The organism is Paraburkholderia bannensis, assembly GCF_014200455.1.
GTDB lineage: Bacteria > Pseudomonadota > Gammaproteobacteria > Burkholderiales > Burkholderiaceae > Paraburkholderia > Paraburkholderia bannensis_A.
The window spans coordinates 22,166-41,049 of the sequence record NZ_JACHBW010000008.1 but is presented as its reverse complement, the minus strand read 5'-3'; the positions used below and the strand labels follow the sequence as shown (position 1 = coordinate 41,049).

Annotated in this window: 14 protein-coding genes; 5 read left to right on the top strand and 9 right to left on the bottom strand. The window is 63.1% G+C overall.

Features of this window, described 5'->3' with window-relative positions; translation table 11 throughout:
- The first annotated feature begins 255 nt into the window (after positions 1–255).
- Together F4827_RS14520 and hchA are read left to right on the top strand one after the other, a co-directional pair.
- Positions 256–1,287, top strand: coding sequence for an NADP-dependent oxidoreductase (locus F4827_RS14520; RefSeq protein ID WP_183724645.1), 1,032 nt, complete (start codon positions 256–258; stop codon positions 1,285–1,287).
- 154 nt (positions 1,288–1,441) lie between these two features.
- The gene (hchA, locus tag F4827_RS14515; RefSeq protein ID WP_183724644.1) at positions 1,442–2,323 is read left to right on the top strand and encodes a glyoxalase III HchA; all 882 of its coding nucleotides are present in this window, start codon (positions 1,442–1,444) and stop codon (positions 2,321–2,323) included.
- 64 nt (positions 2,324–2,387) lie between these two features.
- Here the strand turns inward: hchA and F4827_RS14510 are convergent, their stop codons facing one another.
- Entirely contained in the window at positions 2,388–3,395 is a 1,008-nt protein-coding gene (locus F4827_RS14510) for an NAD(P)H-quinone oxidoreductase (protein WP_183724908.1), read from the bottom strand.
- Between the two features lie 199 nt (positions 3,396–3,594).
- On the opposite strand from F4827_RS14510, the gene F4827_RS14505 reads away from it, so the two are divergent.
- On the top strand, positions 3,595–4,467 hold the full coding sequence (locus F4827_RS14505) for a LysR family transcriptional regulator (RefSeq protein WP_183724643.1): 873 nt from the start codon (positions 3,595–3,597) through the stop codon (positions 4,465–4,467).
- 24 nt (positions 4,468–4,491) lie between these two features.
- On the opposite strand, the gene F4827_RS14500 is transcribed toward F4827_RS14505, so the two are convergent.
- Complete coding sequence (locus F4827_RS14500; protein ID WP_183724642.1) at positions 4,492–4,803, bottom strand: cupin domain-containing protein; 312 nt, start codon at positions 4,801–4,803, stop codon at positions 4,492–4,494.
- A gap of 82 nt (positions 4,804–4,885) precedes the next feature.
- Entirely contained in the window at positions 4,886–9,745 is a 4,860-nt protein-coding gene (locus F4827_RS14495; protein ID WP_183724641.1) for an NAD-glutamate dehydrogenase, read from the bottom strand.
- Between the two features lie 128 nt (positions 9,746–9,873).
- On the opposite strand from F4827_RS14495, the gene F4827_RS14490 reads away from it, so the two are divergent.
- Both F4827_RS14490 and F4827_RS14485 read left to right on the top strand, forming a co-directional pair.
- Entirely contained in the window at positions 9,874–10,344 is a 471-nt protein-coding gene (locus tag F4827_RS14490; RefSeq protein ID WP_183724640.1) for a hypothetical protein, read from the top strand.
- Positions 10,345–10,524: 180 nt separating this feature from the next.
- The gene (locus F4827_RS14485; protein WP_311673454.1) at positions 10,525–11,187 is read left to right on the top strand and encodes a hypothetical protein; all 663 of its coding nucleotides are present in this window, start codon (positions 10,525–10,527) and stop codon (positions 11,185–11,187) included.
- Between the two features lie 18 nt (positions 11,188–11,205).
- Here F4827_RS14485 and F4827_RS14480 read toward each other — a convergent pair whose 3' ends face one another.
- From F4827_RS14480 to F4827_RS14455, 6 genes are all read right to left on the bottom strand, one after another.
- Entirely contained in the window at positions 11,206–12,360 is a 1,155-nt protein-coding gene (locus F4827_RS14480) for an arabinogalactan endo-1,4-beta-galactosidase (RefSeq protein ID WP_183724639.1), read from the bottom strand.
- Positions 12,361–12,435: 75 nt separating this feature from the next.
- The gene (locus F4827_RS14475; RefSeq protein ID WP_183724638.1) at positions 12,436–14,403 is read right to left on the bottom strand and encodes a beta-galactosidase; all 1,968 of its coding nucleotides are present in this window, start codon (positions 14,401–14,403) and stop codon (positions 12,436–12,438) included.
- Positions 14,404–14,484: 81 nt separating this feature from the next.
- On the bottom strand, positions 14,485–15,336 hold the full coding sequence (locus tag F4827_RS14470) for a carbohydrate ABC transporter permease (protein ID WP_183724637.1): 852 nt from the start codon (positions 15,334–15,336) through the stop codon (positions 14,485–14,487).
- Between the two features lie 19 nt (positions 15,337–15,355).
- Entirely contained in the window at positions 15,356–16,261 is a 906-nt protein-coding gene (locus F4827_RS14465; protein ID WP_183724636.1) for a carbohydrate ABC transporter permease, read from the bottom strand.
- Between the two features lie 119 nt (positions 16,262–16,380).
- Positions 16,381–17,643, bottom strand: coding sequence for an ABC transporter substrate-binding protein (locus tag F4827_RS14460; RefSeq protein ID WP_183724635.1), 1,263 nt, complete (start codon positions 17,641–17,643; stop codon positions 16,381–16,383).
- Positions 17,644–17,724: 81 nt separating this feature from the next.
- On the bottom strand, positions 17,725–18,867 hold the full coding sequence (locus tag F4827_RS14455; protein WP_183724634.1) for an ABC transporter ATP-binding protein: 1,143 nt from the start codon (positions 18,865–18,867) through the stop codon (positions 17,725–17,727).
- Positions 18,868–18,884: the final 17 nt, after the last annotated feature.

Genomic DNA, 18,884 nt, shown 5'->3' with positions numbered 1-18,884 from the left:
CGTTCGCGAATCGGATGCAACAGCGTAGCGAAGCGCCATCGCGTATTCAGCCCCCTGATTGGGGGGAACCCGGTTATTCCGTGCCTGCACGCGCATTCGCACGCCGCGTGCAACGATGATTTCCTGTTCACGCCGCATTCGGTGCAACCTGCCGACCTACAATCGGCCTGCATCGACGCATGCGGGTTGCACGATTGCCTCAATGCCTGCTCGCTCCCGCGCCTCGCGTCGCAACCCGTATTGAGGATGTTTCCGATGTCGCAATCACCGACCGTCAATCGACGTGTAGTTCTTCATTCGCGTCCGCTGGGCGCGCCCACGCACGAGAATTTCCGTTTGCATGAAAGCGCAGTGCCGTCTCCCGACGATGGCGAAGTGCTGTTGCGCACGCTGTGGCTTTCGCTCGATCCCTACATGCGCACCCGCATGAACCATACGGCCTCCTACGCACCGTCCGTGGCGCTTGGCGAACCCATGGTGGGCGCAACCGTGAGCCGGGTCGTCGATTCGAAACATGCGCAGTTCAAGGCGGGCGATCTGGTGCTCGCGCAGGCGGGCTGGCAGGACTACGCGCTGGCGCACGGCGCGTCGCTTACCGCGCTCGACGGTATCGCCGAGCCTTCGCATGCATTGAGCGTGCTGGGTATGACGGGCTTTACGGCGTATTGGGGCCTGCTGGAGATCGGCAAACCGCAACCCGGTGAAACCGTGGTGGTCGCTTCCGCGAGCGGCGCCGTTGGTGCGGTCGTGGGACAGATCGCCCGACTCAAGGGCGCGCGCGTGGTGGGCATCGCAGGCGACGCCGACAAATGCCGCTATGTCACGCAGGCACTGGGCTTCGACGTGTGCCTGGACCGTCGTGCGCCCGACTTCGCCGCCCAACTGGCGCAGGCCTGCCCTGCTGGCATCGACGTCTACTTCGAGAACGTGGGCGGCGCAGTATTCGACGCCGTGCAGCCGTTGCTCAACACGGGCGCGCGCATTCCGCTGTGCGGATTGATCTCGCAGTACAACGCAGACAGTGCGCCGCCAACGCCGGACATGCTGCCCGGCTTCCTCCAGATGTTGCTGTTCAAGCGTATTCGTCTGCAGGGCTTCATCATCGGCGACCATTACGCGAGCGGATTCGATGCATTCCAGCGCGACATGCGCAACTGGATCGCCGGGGGCAAGGTCAAGCTCCAGGAAGATATCGTCGACGGCCTGGAGCGCGCGCCCGAAGCGTTTCTTGGTCTGCTGGCGGGCCGCAACTTCGGCAAGGTGGTTGTGCGCGTCGCGCACGATTGAACGCGTCGCCGCGCGCCGAGCCTTGCCCACCCGTTCGGGGGGCTTTGTGCGCGGCGTGCGATTTCCTACCATGTTCTCTGTGGTTCGCGCCACACCGCCTTTGCCAAATTCCCCTGCCCGCTGTTGTCTTCAACATCCCATGCAAGGAAATCTCATGACTGCCGCCCAACAGGCGTCCGATCGCGCCCCCACGCCCGATCACGCCGAGCACAACGCCTTCTTTCCCTCGCCGTATTCGCTCACTCAGTACACCGCGTCGAAAACTGATTTCGATGGCACGACTTATCCGAACCCCTATAAAGAGGGCAAATGGAAAGTTCTGATGATCGCCACCGACGAGCGCTACGTTCTCACCACCAACGGCAAGTTTTTCTCGACCGGCAATCATCCGGTTGAGATGCTGCTGCCGATTCATCACATGGATCAGGCCGGTTTCGAAGTCGATATCGCCACGCTTTCGGGCAATCCCGCCAAGCTCGAACTCTGGGCGATGCCGAACGAAGACGAAGCCGTGCTGGGCACGTATCGCAAGTACCTGCCCAAACTCAAGCAGCCGCTGAAACTCGCCGACGTGCTGGAAAAGAGCCTTGGCAAGGACTCGCCGTATATCGCGGTGTTCGTGCCGGGCGGCCATGGCGTGCTCGCGGGTATTCCGCACAGCAAGGAAGTCAAGCAGGTGCTCAAATGGGCGATGGATCACGACAAGTACATCGTGACGCTCTGCCACGGTCCCGCGTGCCTGCTCGCCGCCGCCGTGGACGAAGATCCGGCCGACTATCCGTTCAAGGACTACGAAATCTGCGTGTTTCCGGATTCGCTCGATACCGGCGCGAATCAGGAGATCGGCTATATGCCGGGACTGCTGCCCTGGCTGGTGGGCGAAAGCCTTGAAAAGCTCGGCGTAAAGGTGCTCAACCGCGGCATCGATGGCCGTTGCCATACCGATCGCAAGCTCATCACGGGCGACAGTCCGCTTGCCTCGCACAATCTCGGCAAGCTGGCTGCGGCGGCGCTGTTGAAGGAAGTGGGTCTATAGCCGCGGCATCTTGCAGGTGATCGCGCCCGCCGCTGTCCAGCACGCGGGCGCGATCGTTATACGCTTACTGCTGGGGCGACTGCGAAGCGGCGCGGGTCGTCAGCACGATCTTGCCGATGTGCGTGCCCGAATCCATCAGCGTGTGGGCATCGCGTGCGTGCTCCAGCGCGAAGTGGCGATAAATCATCGGCTTTATGCTGCCGCTGCGGATATGCGGCCAGATGTGCGTTTCGAGTTCGTGAATGATGTCCGCCTTTTCCTCATGCGTGCGCGAGCGCAAGGTCGAGCCGATATGCGTGAGCCGCTTGGTGAGCATCGGGAACAGATCGACCTGCGTGGCCGGCCCCTTGATGACGCCGATCTGCACGATGCGCCCGTTCACCGCCGCCGCCGCGAAATTGCGCGCCACATAGTCGCCCGCAATGATATCCACGATCACATCGGCGCCCTTGCCGTCCGTGAAGGCCAGCGTTTCCTCGACGAAATCCGCGTGACGATAGTCGATTGCGAGGTCCGCGCCCAATGCTAGGCTCGCCGCGCGCTGCTCGTGCGAACCCACCGTTGTGATGATGCGGCCCGCGCCCAAGGCCTTCGCGAACATCGTGGCGGTCGTGCCGATGCCTGACGCACCGCCGTGGATCAGCACGGTTTCGCCTTTGAGGAACTTGCCGCGCTGGAACACGTTGAGCCAGACTGTCATGAAGGTCTCCGGCATCGCGGCGGCTTCCACGAGGCTCAAACCAGCGGGAATGAAAAGCGTATTCGATTCGTGCGCCGTGGCGTATTCGGCGTAGCCACCGCCGGCAATCAGCGCGCAGACGCGGTCGCCCAACACGAAACGCGTGACGCCCGCGCCCAGCGCGACGACTTCACCCGCTATTTCAAGGCCCGGCAGATCGGACGCGCCCGGCGGCGGATCATACAGCCCTTTGCGCTGAAACACGTCGGGGCCGTTGACGCCCGCGGCATGAATGCGGATCAGGACCTCGCCAGGACCCGGCGCCGGCACCGCGCGCACCGTGGGCACCAGCACTTCCGGGCCGCCCGGCTGCGTAATCTCGACCGCCGACATGACCGGCGCAATCTTGTGTGCTGCATTCGACATCGATTCATCCTCGTAAGCTCGATCGAGGTGCGTGGGGAACCGGAAGGTTTCGTTGGACTGCACGCCTCGGATCTGCAGACGAGTATAGTTTTCAGGGTCTCGCAGGCCACGCAGCAAATTACCCGCCTGCTGATGCAAAATTGCATCAGCACTGCACGGAGTATTCATGAACTGGGACGACGCCCGCATCTTCCTCGCGATCCATCGCGAACGCACTCTGCGCGCCGCCGCACGCGTGCTCAACCTCGATCAGGCGACCGTGGGACGGCGGCTAGCGACGCTCGAACAGAGTTTGTCTGCCGCATTGTTTGTGCGGAGTTCGCAGGGGTATGTGCTCACGCCCGCCGGTCAACTCGCCTTGCGCCCCGCAGAATCGATGGAGCGTTCTGCTCATGATTTGACGCGGCAAACACAGGGGCTCGACAAGCGGCTCGCCGGCGAAGTCAAGGTGACGACCACCGACGCGCTGGCACTCGAATTCGTCATTCCCGCGATTGAGAACCTGCACGCGAAGCATCCGGACGTCAGCGTGCATCTGAGCACTTCGACGCAATTACTCAACCTCGCCAAACGCGCGGCGGATATTGCGGTGAGGACGGTGCGCCCGCGCAATCCCGGTCTTATCGCGCGACAGCTTGCGAGTTGGGAGATGGGGCTTTTTGCATCGCAGGCTTACCTCGATCGTATGGGGCAGCCTGGACCAGGCAAAGCATTCTCTGGACACGATCTGGTCGTTTATCAGCCTTATATCGATGCCATGCGCGTCCCGGCGCTCGCGGGCGAGCCCTTGCACGGCGGACGCATCGTCGCCCGTTTCGACTCGAATCTGAGCGTGCGCGCGGCCATCAAGGCCGGCATCGGGCTGGGCGAGATTCCCGCGAACATGGGCGAGCGCGACGGTCTGATCCGCGTGTGGCCGTCATGCAGACGCGAAACGCCGTATGAAGTGTGGCTCGTCACACACGAGGATTTGCGCCGCACCGCGCGCATTCGCGCGACCATCGACGAGATTGTGCAAGCCTTTCAAGCGCCGCCCTGATCGCGCGTGGCGAAGGCGTGCGTTCTAGACGCTGCCGGCCCTCTCGATCACGAGAATACGCGCCTCGCCCAGCGGATGCGCAACATGCTCGGCGCCCACCGAGGCGAAGAACACATCGCCCGTTTCGAGCACGGTCGAATGTTCGACGTCAGCCTCGCGATAGCGCATCTCCACCCGTCCGTCGAGCACTGCGAAAACTTCTTCGCCGTCGTTCACATGCCATTTATACGGCTGGTCGGTCCAGTGCAGGCGAGTGGTGATGCCGCCCATATTGGCGATGTCGAGCGCGCCCCAGGCGCGTTCAGCGGTAAAGCTTTTGCTGCGGATGATTTTCATGGGAGACGTCGCTGATCGGGATCGCCTATTGTCGATCCACGATCAGCCTCAAGTCCAGCCCGTTTCCATGCCCTTGCGTGCTTCAAGGCCTTTCCAGCATCGCCATCGCCCGCACGATCACCAGCAGGACCGAAAGACTCACGCCGCTGGTGGCGCGCAGTTCCGTGAGCAGATGCGCGTAGCGCTCCAGCGCCGCTTCGTGCTGGCCGCACCATTCGTCCACCAGCGTCTGCGGGTCCGCGCTCGCGGGGGCATCGGCCAGCACGCTCATCGTCAGTGCGCGCTTGAGGCGTCCGATCTCCGCAAGCGCGGCCGCGCGCGCCATGGTGTCCCAGTGGGTCGGCGTCGGTAATGCGGCGGCACGTTCGCTGATCCAGCCGTAGTTCAGGCGCGTGCCCAGCGCGAAATACACCGCGGCCACCCATTCGAGCGGACGCGCGCAGGCCGCCGCAACATCGGCGATATCGAGCAGCGCGACCGACAATTCGCCGCTCGCCACCCGCACCGCCAATGCGCTCTCCACGCCCGCATTCACCAACGCCGCCTGACGCGCCGCCAGTGCTTCGAGATCGGCGGCCGGCAGCAGCGTCGGCAACTGCGGCGCGAGCTGTTGCGCCGCATCGCGGCAGCGTGCAATGAGCGTATTGACACTCACGTTGTCCGCTGCGCCGGTCTGCAGATGACGCAGGAACCAGAGCGCCGCGCGTTCGAGCAGCCGCGCCACATCGACGAACATGCTGGCCTGCACGTCGTCGGGCACGCGGTTGTCGAGTGCGTCGATGTCGCGCCAGATCTGGTCGAGATCGAACACGTCGCGCGCCATGATGCACGCGCGCACGATCTCGCCGGGGCGCGCGTCGGTTTCCTCCATCAGGCGGTGCACGAAGGCGCAGCCCACGCGGTTCACCAGCGCGTTGGTCAGATGCGTGGCGAGAATCTCGCGGCGTAGTGGGTGGCGCTGCATCGGCGCGCTGAACCGCGCCTGCAGCGGCACCGGAAAATAGTCGATCAACAACGCGGCGACCAGCGGATCTTCGGGCACGTCCGAATCGAGCAGCGCGTCGTAGAGCCACATCTTGCTGTAGGCAAGCAGCACGGCGCGCTCCGGAGAGGTCAGGCCGAGCTTCGCCGCCTGACGTTCGGCTACCTGTTCATCGGTGGGGAGGAATTCGATGACGCGATTCAAGCGCCCCGCGCGTTCGAGCCAGCGCATCAGGCGCGTTTCAGCGTCGAGCAATTCAGCGCTATAACGGCCCGCGATCGAGAGCGCCTGAGTCTGATAATAGTTGTCGCGCAGCACCAGCAGGCCCACTTCGTCGGTCATTTCGGCGAGCAGGGTGTTGCGCTGCTTCGTGGTCATTTCGCCATCGGCCACTACCAGGCCCAACAGGATCTTGATGTTAACTTCGTGATCCGAACAATCGACGCCTGCTGAATTATCAATGGCATCGGTATTGATGCGTCCGCCTTTCTGTGCGAATTCGATACGGCCATATTGCGTGACGCCCAGATTGCCGCCCTCGCCGACCACCTTGCAGCGCAGGTCCGCGCCGTTCACGCGCACGGCGTCGTTGGCGCGGTCGCCCACTTGCGCGTTGGTTTCGTGCGCCGCTTTCACATAAGTGCCGATGCCGCCGTTATAAAGCAGATCGACGGGCGCCTGCAATATCGCGCGAATCAATTCGCTGGGCGTGAGCGCCGCCGCCTCGATGCCGAGCACGGCCTGCACGGCCGGCGAAAGCGGAATCGTCTTGACCGTGCGCGCGAACACGCCGCCCCCCGCCGAAATCGCTGCGGGATCGTAATCGGCCCAGCTCGAACGGTCGAGCCCAAACAGACGGCTGCGTTCCGCGAAACTCACGGCGGTATCGGGATTCGGATCGAGGAAGATATGCCGGTGATCGAACGCGGCCACCAGCTTGATATGCGGCGAAAGCAGCATGCCGTTGCCAAACACATCGCCCGACATATCGCCCACGCCTGCCACGGTGAAATCGGTCGTCTGGGTGTCCACGCCCATTTCGCGGAAGTGGCGCTTGACCGATTCCCACGCGCCACGCGCCGTAATGGCCATTTTCTTGTGGTCGTAGCCAACCGAGCCGCCCGATGCGAAAGCATCGTCGAGCCAGAACCCATACTCCTGCGAAATGGCGTTCGCGTAATCGGAGAAGGTGGCCGTGCCCTTGTCTGCCGCGACCACCAGATAGGGGTCGTCCTGGTCGTGGCGCACGACATCGGGCGGCGGCACGATCACATTGCTTTCAAGATTGTCCGTGAGGTCGAGCAGCCCGCGCAAAAAGGTCTGATAGCATGCGATGCCTTCGCGCATCCACGCCTCGCGATCCGTGATGGGCGGCGGATTCTTCACGACGAAGCCGCCCTTCGATCCCACCGGCACGATCACGACGTTCTTCACCATCTGCGCTTTCATGAGGCCCAGCACTTCGGTGCGGAAGTCCTCGCGCCGGTCGGACCAGCGCAGACCGCCGCGCGCCACGCGTCCGCCGCGCAGGTGCACGCCTTCCACCCGCGGCGAATACACCCAGATTTCGAACATCGGCCTGGGTTCGGGCAGGCCCGGCACTTTCGAGGGATCGAACTTGAACGAAAGTGCGGGCAGCGGCGCGCCATCGGCATCGCGGCGAAAATAATTGGTGCGCTGCGTGGCGTTGATGACGCCGAGAAACTGACGCAGGATGCGGTCTTCGTCGAGATTGGGCACCTGGTCGAGCGCGGCTTCGATGGCCTTGAGCGCAAGCTCCATGCGGGCCGTACGCGAGGCCGTCACCACCGTGCCGTCGCCCGCGCGCGGATCGAAGCGGATCAGGAACAGTTCGACCAGTTGCCGCGCGATGGCCGGGTTGCCGGTGAGCGCGCGTTCGATATAGGCGTCGCTGAAGGTCGAACCGACCTGGCGCAAATACTTCGCGTAGGCGCGCAGGATCGTCACCTCGCGTGCACCGAGATACGCGCGCAACACGAGGCGGTTGAAATCGTCGTTTTCGATGCGTGCGGTCCAGACCGCTTCGAACGCGTCTTCGAACAGGTCTTTCACACGCTCGATATCGAATTCGGCGTCGTCGGCCAGTTCGAGGCCGAAATCATGCACCCAGGCCGGTTCACAGCCCGGCACCTGAATCACATAGGGCCGCTCTTCGTCCACGCGCACGCCCAGATGTTCCAGCATCGGCAGGCTGCGCGACAGCGCGATGGCGTCGCCCGCGCAATAGACCTTGAAGCGGAATGCGCGTGGCCCCGCCTCGATAGGCCGATACAGATTCATGGCGATACGCCGCGTGCCCTGCACGCGCTCGATCAACTCGATATCGCGCACTGCCGTGCGGGCGGGATAGTCATCGCGATAACCAGCAGGAAAGGAATCGGCGTAACGGTGCAACAGGCGTGTGCCCTGCTCTTCGCCAAACGCATCGAGTAGCGCATCGGCGAGATCGTCCTGCCAGCGGCGCGTGACCTGCACGAGCCGCGCCTCCAGTTCGCGCGTGTCGACCTCGGGCATCTCACCCGATTTGATATGCACGACGAAATGAATGCGTGCGAGCGTGGATTCGGACAGCAGCGGCGTGAATTCGACCGATTCGCCGTTGAAGGCCCCGCTCAACAAGTGGGCGATCTTGCGGCGCAAATCCGTGTTGTACTTATCGCGCGCCACGTAGACAAGGCAGGAAACGAAGCGGCCAAAGCGGTCGCGCCGCACGAACAGGCGCGTGCGCTGATGCTCCTGCAAACGCAGAACGCCGAGCGCGATATCGTAAAGCTCGTCTTCGCTGGCCTGGAACAGTTCGTCGCGTGGCCAGGTTTCCAGCACGGTCACGAGGGATTTGCCCAGATGGCCCTTGGGCAGAAAGCCCGCACGCCGCACGATATTCGCGCATTTGCGGCGCACGATGGGGATCTCGGCGATCGAATCCATGTAGACGGTCGAGGTGTAAAGCCCCACGAAGCGGCGCTCGCCGACCACGCTCCCGTCCGCCCCGACGAGTTTGACGCCCACATAGTCGAGGTAACCCGGGCGATGCACGGTCGCGCGCGAATTCGCCTTGGTCAGAAAAATGGGCCATGCGCCCAGGATGATTTCATTGGCGGCGGGCGGCAATGGCGTAACGTCGGGAATGCCGGGCGTGCGCCGGGATTCGCGCAGAATGCCGAGCCCCGATCCTTCCACGCCGCGCAGGCCAAAGCCGCCTTCGTGGTCGACCAGTGCGTAGTCGCGCTGGCCGAGGAAGGTGAAATGATCGGACACCATCCATTCGAGGAAGGCACGCGATTCGATATCTTCCGCGCTCCTCTCTCGCGCTTTCATGGCCTTGATGGTCTCGCGCGCAACTTCGACAATCTTTTGCCAATCCTCCACCGAGGCGCGCACATCGCCCAGCACCCTGGCGATATCGTGGCGCAGTTCGTCGAGCTTTGCTGCGTCGCCACATCGATCGATTTCGAAATGGATGAACGAGGCCAGTTGCGATTGCCCGTCGTCGGTGCCCGCGCCGCCTACGTCAACGCGGGTAATCGCGCCGTCCTGGCCGCGCCAGATGCGAAAGACCGGGTGCATCGCCGAATGCAGCGCGAGCCCGAGCTTGTTGACGGCCATCGACACGGAATCGACCAGAAACGGCATGTCGTCGTTGACGATCTCGACGACGGTGTGGTCCGAATGCCAGCCGTGCTGTTCGAGGATCGGGTTATAGACCCGCATGCGTTCGGTGCCGGGCACGAAGCGCTGGGCGGTTTGCCAGTGCGCCATGGCCGCGCCGTAGAGGTCGGCGATCGCGCGGCTGCGCAGGTCCTCGGCATCGACGAAATCGTAATAGTGACGCAGGAAAGGCTCGACGATCTGGAAGGTCGATTCGGGTAATCGCGCGCGCGCGAAGTCCACGAGATCGGAGAGCAGATGGGCGACGAATTCCTCGTTCCTCGCTTGCATGGCGGGCTCCTGGGCGGAAGGCCATCGACTGCTATCGGCAGGGAGTTCATTATGCACCGCCACGGTGATCGAACGACGACTGCGTGCGCAGGCCCGTGTGCGGGTATGCAATCTGCTGCATCGATGCTATGACTTTCAATACGCCGATCGAAAACATCAGGCGAAACGGACCGACCCGACTAAAAGGAAACTCCGGGATGGAAGAGGATCTCCCGTTGCCCCAAACCGGCCGCACCGCGATCTGGCTCGGGCTGGCCGGTGTGCCGCTTATCTGGCTGCTGCACCTCGCGCTTTGCGTGACGCTTATCTCCAACGCCTGCGACGATTTCCAGCGCAGCGGGACGCTGACCTGGCCCCAGGTGGAAAGAATCGTGGCTGGCGCGTCATTGATCGCGCTGGTGGTCTCGGCGGTCATTGCCGTGGCGGCGGGCCGCGCCTGGCGCGTGATCGCCACGCGGCTGCCAGGCAAGCGCGATCCCGACCGATTTATCGCATGGTGCGGCGCGACCGCGGCGGTCGCCTTTACTGTTGGCCTGGCGTTTTCGTCCTGCGTGCTGATCGTCGTGCCGATCGACCGGCTCTGCGCCACGTTCCACTGACTTCGCAATCGAGTGACCATCGGCCCCTCCTCTGAAGGGGTCGAATCTTGTTTACACGAAGATTTCGATTTGCCATGCGAAATGACTGCATCTCGCCCAATTGACTTCTTTGCTCGCCACGTAAAGTCATGGGCGTCAGGAGGCCCATAGCGAGCGCTTCCTGATTTCAGGGAGAGAGCAGTGAGATCAATTAGTCATCCGATTTATCTGGCGCTGGGCGCCTTGCTGGCGAGCGTGGCCGTTGGGCACGCCCAGGCGCAGGAAGTCTATGTCACGGGCGGCACGCTGGGCGCGGGCCTGGGCGGGGCGCTCAATTTGAGCCCGCATTTCGGCGTGCATGCCGATGCCGAAGGTTTCGGCCTGAGCCACACCGTCACCGTGGACGATAACCGTTATGACGGGCGTCTCACCCTCGCGCAAGGCGGTACATATCTGGACGTGTTTCCGTTCGCGTCTAGCGCGTTCCGCCTGACGGCTGGCGCACTTTTCAACGGCGATTCGCTGAGTGCGAAGCTTCAGCCCAACGCGCAAGGCAACTACACCATCGGCGGTACGAGCGTGCCGGCGCTCGGCCCCTCGCCGTCCGCGAAGGTAACGCTGCCGCACGTGATGCCGTATATCGGCATCGGCTATGGTCACAAGAAGCCCGCACTGGGCCTGGGCGTGTCATTCGATCTGGGCGTGGCGTATGGCCGCCCGCGCGTGGACTACAACGTGCCGTCGGTATACGACCCGTTCGTCACGGATCAGAACATCCTCGACGAAGAACAGAAGTTCAGCGACAAGGTGACCCGCTACCACTGGTATCCGGTGGCGCAGGTCGCCCTGACGTATCGCTTTTAAGCGCTAACGCGCCGAGCTTCAGCGCTTTCTGAACACGTCGATCGACGACAACGCGCGACCCTGGAAGTCAAACAGGGTGTTGTTGTCCCACTGGTCGCCCGCGCCCACTTTCCAGCCGACGTTGGGCGTGGGGATCCATTCGGGTTCCCACCAGAACACGCCCTTGCCGCGCCCGTTCGGGATGCTCTTCACCACGTTCGTGAGCGCGGCGAAGAACTGCGTCTGGCCTTCGGGCGTGGGCGGGAAATTGAGCGTGCCGGTGTTGGTCATCGAGTTGGGTTCCGGGTCGCCGTCGCTCGTGGTCCACGGATAGGCGGTCTCCACCACGATGATGTCCTTGCCATAGCGCGCGGACAGATCGTTGGCGTTGTTTTGCAGATCGTCGAGCGAACCTTGCCACTGCGGGTAATACGAGAGCCCGATCAGATCGAATTCCACGCCGCGCTGCACGGCGCTGTCGAACCACCAGCGGCTTTTGGCGTTGTCGCCGCCGCTATCGATATGCAGCATGTGTTTGATGTGCGGATCGACGGTTTTCACTGCATCATGTGCGGTCTTGAGCAGCGTCGCAAGGTTATCCCACTGATCGTATTTGCCGAGCGGCCAGAGCATGCCGCCCGTGATTTCGTTGCCGGTCTGCACCCATTCGGGGCGCACACCCTCTTCGCGCAGCGTGCGCAGCACGCCCGTCGTATAGTCGGAGAGCAGTTCGCAGGTTTGCGCGAGATCCTTGCCCGCCCAGGCATGCGGCGGATACTGCTTGCCGGGGTCGGCCCACCAGTCGCTGTAATGAAAGTCGATCAGCACGCGCAGCCCGAGCTCGGCGGCGCGGCGCGCGAGCACGCGTACATGTTTCGCATTGTTGTAGCCTGCCGCGACGCTTTGATTGGCCGGAAAATAATCAGGATTGCCAGGGTCATTCCAGACCTTGATGCGGATGGCGTCCAGTCCATGCCGCTTGAAGATGCGCAGACAATCGTCGGCTTTACCGTGGTCGTAGAATTTCGCGCCGTTCGCTTCCAGTTCCAGCAGCGTCGATACATCCGCGCCCAGTGTCAGGCGCTCGCCACTGCCGCGCGCGTCGCTCGCCAATGCCGAAGCCGCAAAACCGGGCGCCGCACCGGATGCAAGCGCGGTGCAGGCCAGCCAGGACAGCATCTCTCTTCTTTTCATCTGTGCTCCTCCATCGTCTCCGGCGAGCCGCATGAGTGCTGCCCGCAACGCTTGTGGTCGGTTTTGTCGAAGGCTCTATTGCGGATCGCGCCAGGCGCACACGTCACCGGTGCCCAGCGACGCCTCGCCCAGCACGAATTGCGCATTGGCGGGTGCGGGTGCGATCGCGCGCGCTTCACCGAAATTGAAGGCGAACGTCAAGCCGCCGCGCCTGGCCAGGCGCAAGCCTTCGGGCAAGCTCTGCAGCGTGAGGCCCGCTGCGCGCGCGGCATCGGACAGCACGGTGCGATGCAGATCGTGCGTGAGCCACGCAGCCACGTAATGCACACGCCCATGCGAGAGCAACGCGGCCCATCCATCGGCGAATTCGGCATGCACGTGTGCGCCCGGGTTTGCGCGCACGTGTTCGCGCCAATGCAGCGCCGTGCCGTGAACGTCACCTACGCTCAATGCCGGGGCAAGCGTGGGCCGCAGCGATTCGACTTCGAGCACCTGCAGCGGCAGCACGCGCTGCAGCGCGCCGGGCGGCAACGTGCCGGGAATCGCGAAATCGGCCGTCCTGGAGCCGCTGCGCGGGCCGAATACCCATTGCGCGTCGCTGCGCTCGATCTGGTCGACGAATGCATCGTCGATCACGGCCAGTGACGGCACGACCACCAGCCGATAGTGCGAAAGATCCGCGTGCCGCGACACGATATCGATATCCAGTCCCTGTTCGCGCAGGGCCCGGTAGTATTCGAACGCCAGCGTTTGATAGTCGAAGCCCGCGCCGTGACGCTGGATCTCGAACATCCATTGCGTCTCGTAGTCGAACACCAGCGCTACCGGCGCGCGCACGGGCGCGGCCAGCGTGCGCAGCACCTCGCTCTGCGCGATTTCCTGCGCCGCGCGCGCCACTTCCTTGCCGCCTGGCGATAGCTCGTTGTTCGGCAGATTCAGGCCCGAATGCATCTGTTCCTGCGCATAAGGACACTGTCGCCAACGGAAGTACGAGACCAGTTCCGCACCATGCGCAAAGGCCTCGTAAGCCCAAAGGCGCACCATGCCCGGCGCGGGAACAGGATTCCAGGGCGCCCAGTTCACCGGTCCCGCCTGCTGCTCCATGACCCAGAAGCGCCCCCCACCGATGGCGCGATAGCGGTCATGATCGAAGGCCGAGACATCGGGATGCGCCGTGCGTGCGTAGCGCGCCTTGTCCGCTTCGGGCAGGCCGATGACTTCGGTGCGGGCGATCGGATAGCTATCCCATGTGGCGACGTCGATCGCCTTGTCAGCCGCGAAGCGATAGTGATCGAAGGTAGTGAAAAAGCCCATGAAGTTGTGCAGCACGTCGACGCCCGGAGCGTGACGGCGCAGCACGTCGGCCTGCTCGCGATGGAAACTCGCCACTTCGTCGGACATGTAGCGGCGAAAATCGAGCAGATGGGAGGGATTGGCGTCGGTGGGCGTGAGCATCGGCAGGCCGATCGATTCGAACGCCGGATACTCCATGCTCCAGAACACGTTGCCCCACGCGGTGTTGAGCGATTCGACGCTGCCATGGCGCTGTTGCAGCCAGGCCTGGAAGCGCCGTTGCGCAGCGGGCGAGTAGCTGGGCACGGTATCGTGACAACCGAGTTCGTTGTCGGTTTGCCACGCGACCACCGCAGGATGGCGCCCATAGCGCTGCGCCATTGCCTTCGTAATCCGTATGCATTCCTTACGATACGTTTCGCTGGCGATATCGTAATGGCGGCGCGATCCATAATTCCAGCGCGTGCCGTCCGCGCGCACCGGCAGCATCTCGGGATCGCGCTCGACCAGCCATTTCGGCGGCGAAGCCGTGGGCGTGCCGAGCACGATTTTCAGGCCTTGCGCGGCGAGCGTTTCGATCGCGTCGTCGAGCCATGTCCAGTCGTATTCTCCCGCGCGCGGCTCCATGCGGCTCCAGGCGAATTCAGCGATGCGCACGTGCGAGATGCCCAGTTCGGCCATGCGGCGCGCGTCGTCGGCCCACATCGTGCGCGGCCATTGTTCGGGGTAGTAGCAGACACCGATTTGCATGAGTGAAAACCCGGTTCGAGTAGTGTGATCAGGCGTTGGACAGGAAAAAGGACCTTCGGCGCAGCAATGCCGGACAGGAGCTCAGCCCTTGCTGGCGCCGAAGGTCAGTCCCGCGACAAAGTGTTTCTGCATGGCGAAGAACATCAGCACGGAAGGCAGCGCCGCGAGCACCGAGCCCGCCGCCACCAGATTCCACGCCGTGGTCCACTGCCCCTTGAGGGCGGCCACGCCTACGGTGATGGGCGCGGCATCGTCGCCTTGCGTGAGGCACAGGGCCCAGAAGTAGTCGTTCCAGACAAAGGTAAAGACCAGAATGCCGAGCGCCGCGAGCGCGGGCCGCACCAGCGGCATAACGATGCGCCAGTAGATGGTCCATTCGCTTGCGCCTTCCACGCGCGCCGCTTCGATCAGCTCGAACGGCAACTGCTTGATGAAATTGCGCAGAAACAATGTGCAAAATCCGGTCTGAAACGAGACGTGAAAAATGATGAGCGCCCAGACCGTGTTGTAGAGCCCCACGCGCAGCGCCATATCGCGCACCGGAATCATGAGGATCTGGATCGGCACGAAGTTGCCCGCGACAAAGGCGAACAGCACGGCGGTGTTGCCGCGAAAGCGATAGGTGGAGAGCGCGAAGCCCGCCATCGAGGCCAGCGCGATCGCGCCAAGCACCGAAGGCACCGTAATCAGCACGCTATTGGCGAAGTAATGAAGCATGGGCGTCTGCGTGAGCGCCGCGCCGTAGTTCTCCAGAAGCGCAAAATGCTTCGGCCACCCCCAGTAATCGCCCTGTTGCAACTCGTCGGTTGAGCGGATCGAAGTGACGAGCACGGCGAGCATCGGCAGCAGCCAGATAATGAGCGCAATGGGCAGCGAGATCTTGTAGAGCACGCGATTCGCCGGTTTCCAGCGTTCGACGGGAAGCGGATACATGTGCGAAAACTCCCTTGTTTCAGCGTTCTTCGCGCAGCATGCGGCGCAGATGGAACACGATGTAGACAAGCATGATGGCGAACAGCACCACGGCAATCGAGGCTGAATAGCCTTCGCGGTAATACTTGATCGCCTGGTCGTACATGTAGTAAGCGAGCACGGTGGAGCTATCGAACGGACCACCGCCGCTCATCACCGCAATCAGATCGAAGCTGCGCAGCGCGCCGATCACGGTCAGCACGATCGCCATAAAGGTCACGGGGCGCAGTTGCGGCAGGATCACGTGCCAGAAAAGCTTGATGCCCTTCGCGCCTTCCATGCGCGCGGCTTCGACGATTTCCGGGTTGATCGACGTGAGGCCCGTGAGATAGAGCACCATGCAGAACGGCGTCTGCGGCCATAGCGCGGCAAGGATAATGCCGGGCGTGACGAGTTTCGGGTCGCCCAGCACCGCCACGCCATGCCCCACAATCAGGCGCAGCAGGCCAAAGGTGGGATCGTAGAACCACGAGAACACCAGCCCCACCACTACGCCCGAGAGCACAAAGGGCGCGAAAAACAGCGACTTGACGATGCGGATGCCGCCCACGCGCTGGTTCAGATACAGCGCAAACATCAGCCCGACTGGCGGTGCGAGCAGGAAAAGCACGAGCCACAGCAGATTGTTCTTGAGCGCGGTGTAGAAGGTGTCGGTCTGGAACAGCTCGACATAGTTCGCGAGGCCCACAAAGGTCTTCGGCGTCATGCCGTCCCAGTTGTAGAAACTCAGCGCGATGCTGTTGACGATCGGATAAAGCACGCAGAGCGTGAATAGCGCGCAGCCAGGCAGCAGGAACCAGAGCGCCGCGCGGCTCTGCTTGCTACGCACCGTCGATTTGCGCTGCGTGCGCGCCGCACCAAGCGGGCGCGCGACAGTATCGGACATGATGAGGTCTCGCCGGATCGTTTATTTCGTTCAATTAATTCGGATGCCGAATTACATGAAACACTTGCACTCCGTAGCGCGCCGGCAGATTGCACTGCCAGCGCGGGAAGCAGGCAGACTTACTTGTGGTAGATGCGCTGACGCGTCGTTTCGAGGCGCACAAGCAGCGCATCGATCTGCGACGGGTCGCTGTAGAACTGCTGCATCGCCTTCATGCCCTCGTCGGCCATTTCCTTTTGCATGTCGCGGTCATAGAACTGCGCGATGCCGCCACGCGTACTGGCGAGCGTCTGGAAGCCGACCTTCGAGATCGCGTCCTCGGGTTCGGCGGCCTTGTTGTTGGACGGCAACTGGCCCCAGCCGCGCGCGAGATCGGCATTGATCTGCGGCGTTTCCATGAAGGCCAGCAGGCGGCGCGCGTCGGTCTTGTTCTTCGCCTTCGCGGGGATCAGCAGTACGTTGACCGGGCCGTCTTCGGCAGTCGGCACACTGGCGTCGATCACCGGGAAGCGGAAGAAGCCCACGTCCTGCCTCATCGTCGCCGGGAAGCTGGCCGAGAAGAACGTGCCCATCAGCATCATGGCGGCCTTGCCGTTCACCAGCACCGGCGCGACCGAATCGACGTCATAGGACAGTGCGTTGTCCATGAAATAGTGGTTGTCGATCAGCGTCTTCCAGGCGGTAAATACCTTTTTCACGCGCGCATCGGTATAGGGAATTTCGCCCGCCATCAGTTGCTGGTGGAAGGCGTTGCCGTTGATACGCAGGTCGAGATAGTCGAACCACGCGGCCAGCGTCCAGCTGTCGCGCGCCGCCACGGCGATCGGTTGCACGCCGCTCGCCTTGAGCTTCCTGCAGGCGTCGAGGAATTCGTCCCAGCTTTTCGGCTCGGCTTTCACGCCCGCTTTCTGGAACAGATCCTTGCGATAGAAAAAGCCGTAGGCGTCATAGCCCAGCGGCGCGGCGTACTGTTTGCCCTTGTAGGTCGAGGCCTCTTTCACCGAGGCATACTGCTCGTTCCAGCCGTTCTTCACCCAGTCGCCCGACAGGTCTTCCAGCAGGCCGCGCTGCGCGTAATACGCCATGCGTTCGCCGTCGTGCCACGAAACCACATCGGGCGGATCGGCCGCAAGCCAGCCGCTCATCTGCACCTTGTAGGCTTCTTCGGTCACATAGGCCACCTTGAGATCGACGTCCGGATTGGCCTTCTTGAACTTGTCGAAGGCGTCCTGCCAGGTCGCGCGCTGGTTGCCGCGCGCCGAAACGTTGACCGTGAGCGTGCCGGCATCGGCCGCGCCGCTGGCGAGCGTGGCGGCCACGAGCGCCACGGCGGCGGTGGCGCGCGCCAATGTGCCGAAACTGGGTAAGCGATAAGCGAACATCAGGTGTCTCCTTGGTTTGCCTTGCCTTGGTGAAAGACCCGCTCTGGCGGCGGGGTCATACAGATTCACAGATTGATTGCTTCAGGCCAGCGCCACCGCTGCGAGGGCCGGTGACGCCAGGCGCCGCCGCGCAACGCCCGCCTCGTCGAACAGATGGCACGCATCGGCGGGTACGCGCACACGCAGACGCTCGCCCACGCCCACGGGCGTGTCGCCGGGCGCTTTCGCCACCAGCGTGCCGGCCGCGTGATCCGCATGCAGATAGCTGTGCTCGCCCAGACGCTCGGTGATGACCGTTGTGCACGCAACCGTTTGATCGTCGCCGTCGAGACGCAGATGTTCGGGCCGCACGCCCAGCGTCACGCGCTGGCCGCGTTGCAGGCCGCGCCCATCGACGCTGGCGAGCAGTGCTTCACCACCGTTGAGCGTCAAGCGCACGCCGCCCTCTTCGACCGCATCGACCTGGGCATCGATAAAATTCATGCGCGGCGAGCCGATGAAACCCGCCACAAAGCGCGACTTCGGATGGTGATACAACTCCAGCGGCGCGCCGCTCTGCGCGACGCTGCCGTGCCTTTCCATTTCCGCGCCCGCGTGCAGCAGCACGATGCGGTCGGCCAGCGTCATCGCTTCGACCTGATCGTGCGTCACGTAGACCACGCTGGCGTTTTCGAAGCGTTGATGCAGGCGCGCGATTTCCACTCGCGTGTGGCTGCGCAGCGCGGCATCAAGATTGGAAAGCGGTTCGTCGAACAGGAATACGCCGGGTTCGCGCACGATCGCGCGGCCAATCGCGACGCGCTGGCGCTGGCCGCCCGACAGCGCTTTGGGATGACGGTCGAGCAGCGCTTCGAGTTGCAGGCTGCGTGCGGCGTCGCGCACGCGTCGTTCGACTTCGGCCTTCGCCACTTTGGCGATCTTCAGGCCGAAGGCCATGTTCTCGAACACGGTCATGTGCGGGAACAGCGCATAGCTCTGGAACACCATCGCCACGCCGCGCTCCGCAGCCGGCGCGTCGTTGACCACGCGGTTGCCGATACGCAGTTCGCCGTCGCTCAGTTCTTCGAGGCCCGCGATCATGCGCAGCAGCGTGGATTTCCCGCAGCCCGAGGGACCGAGGAACACGCAGAATTCGTGATGGCCGATGTCGAGATCGACGCGCCGGATCACGGGCGGATGATCGCCGTACTGCTTGCCGACGTTCGACAACTGGATCGCTGCCATGGATTTGTCTCCTCCGT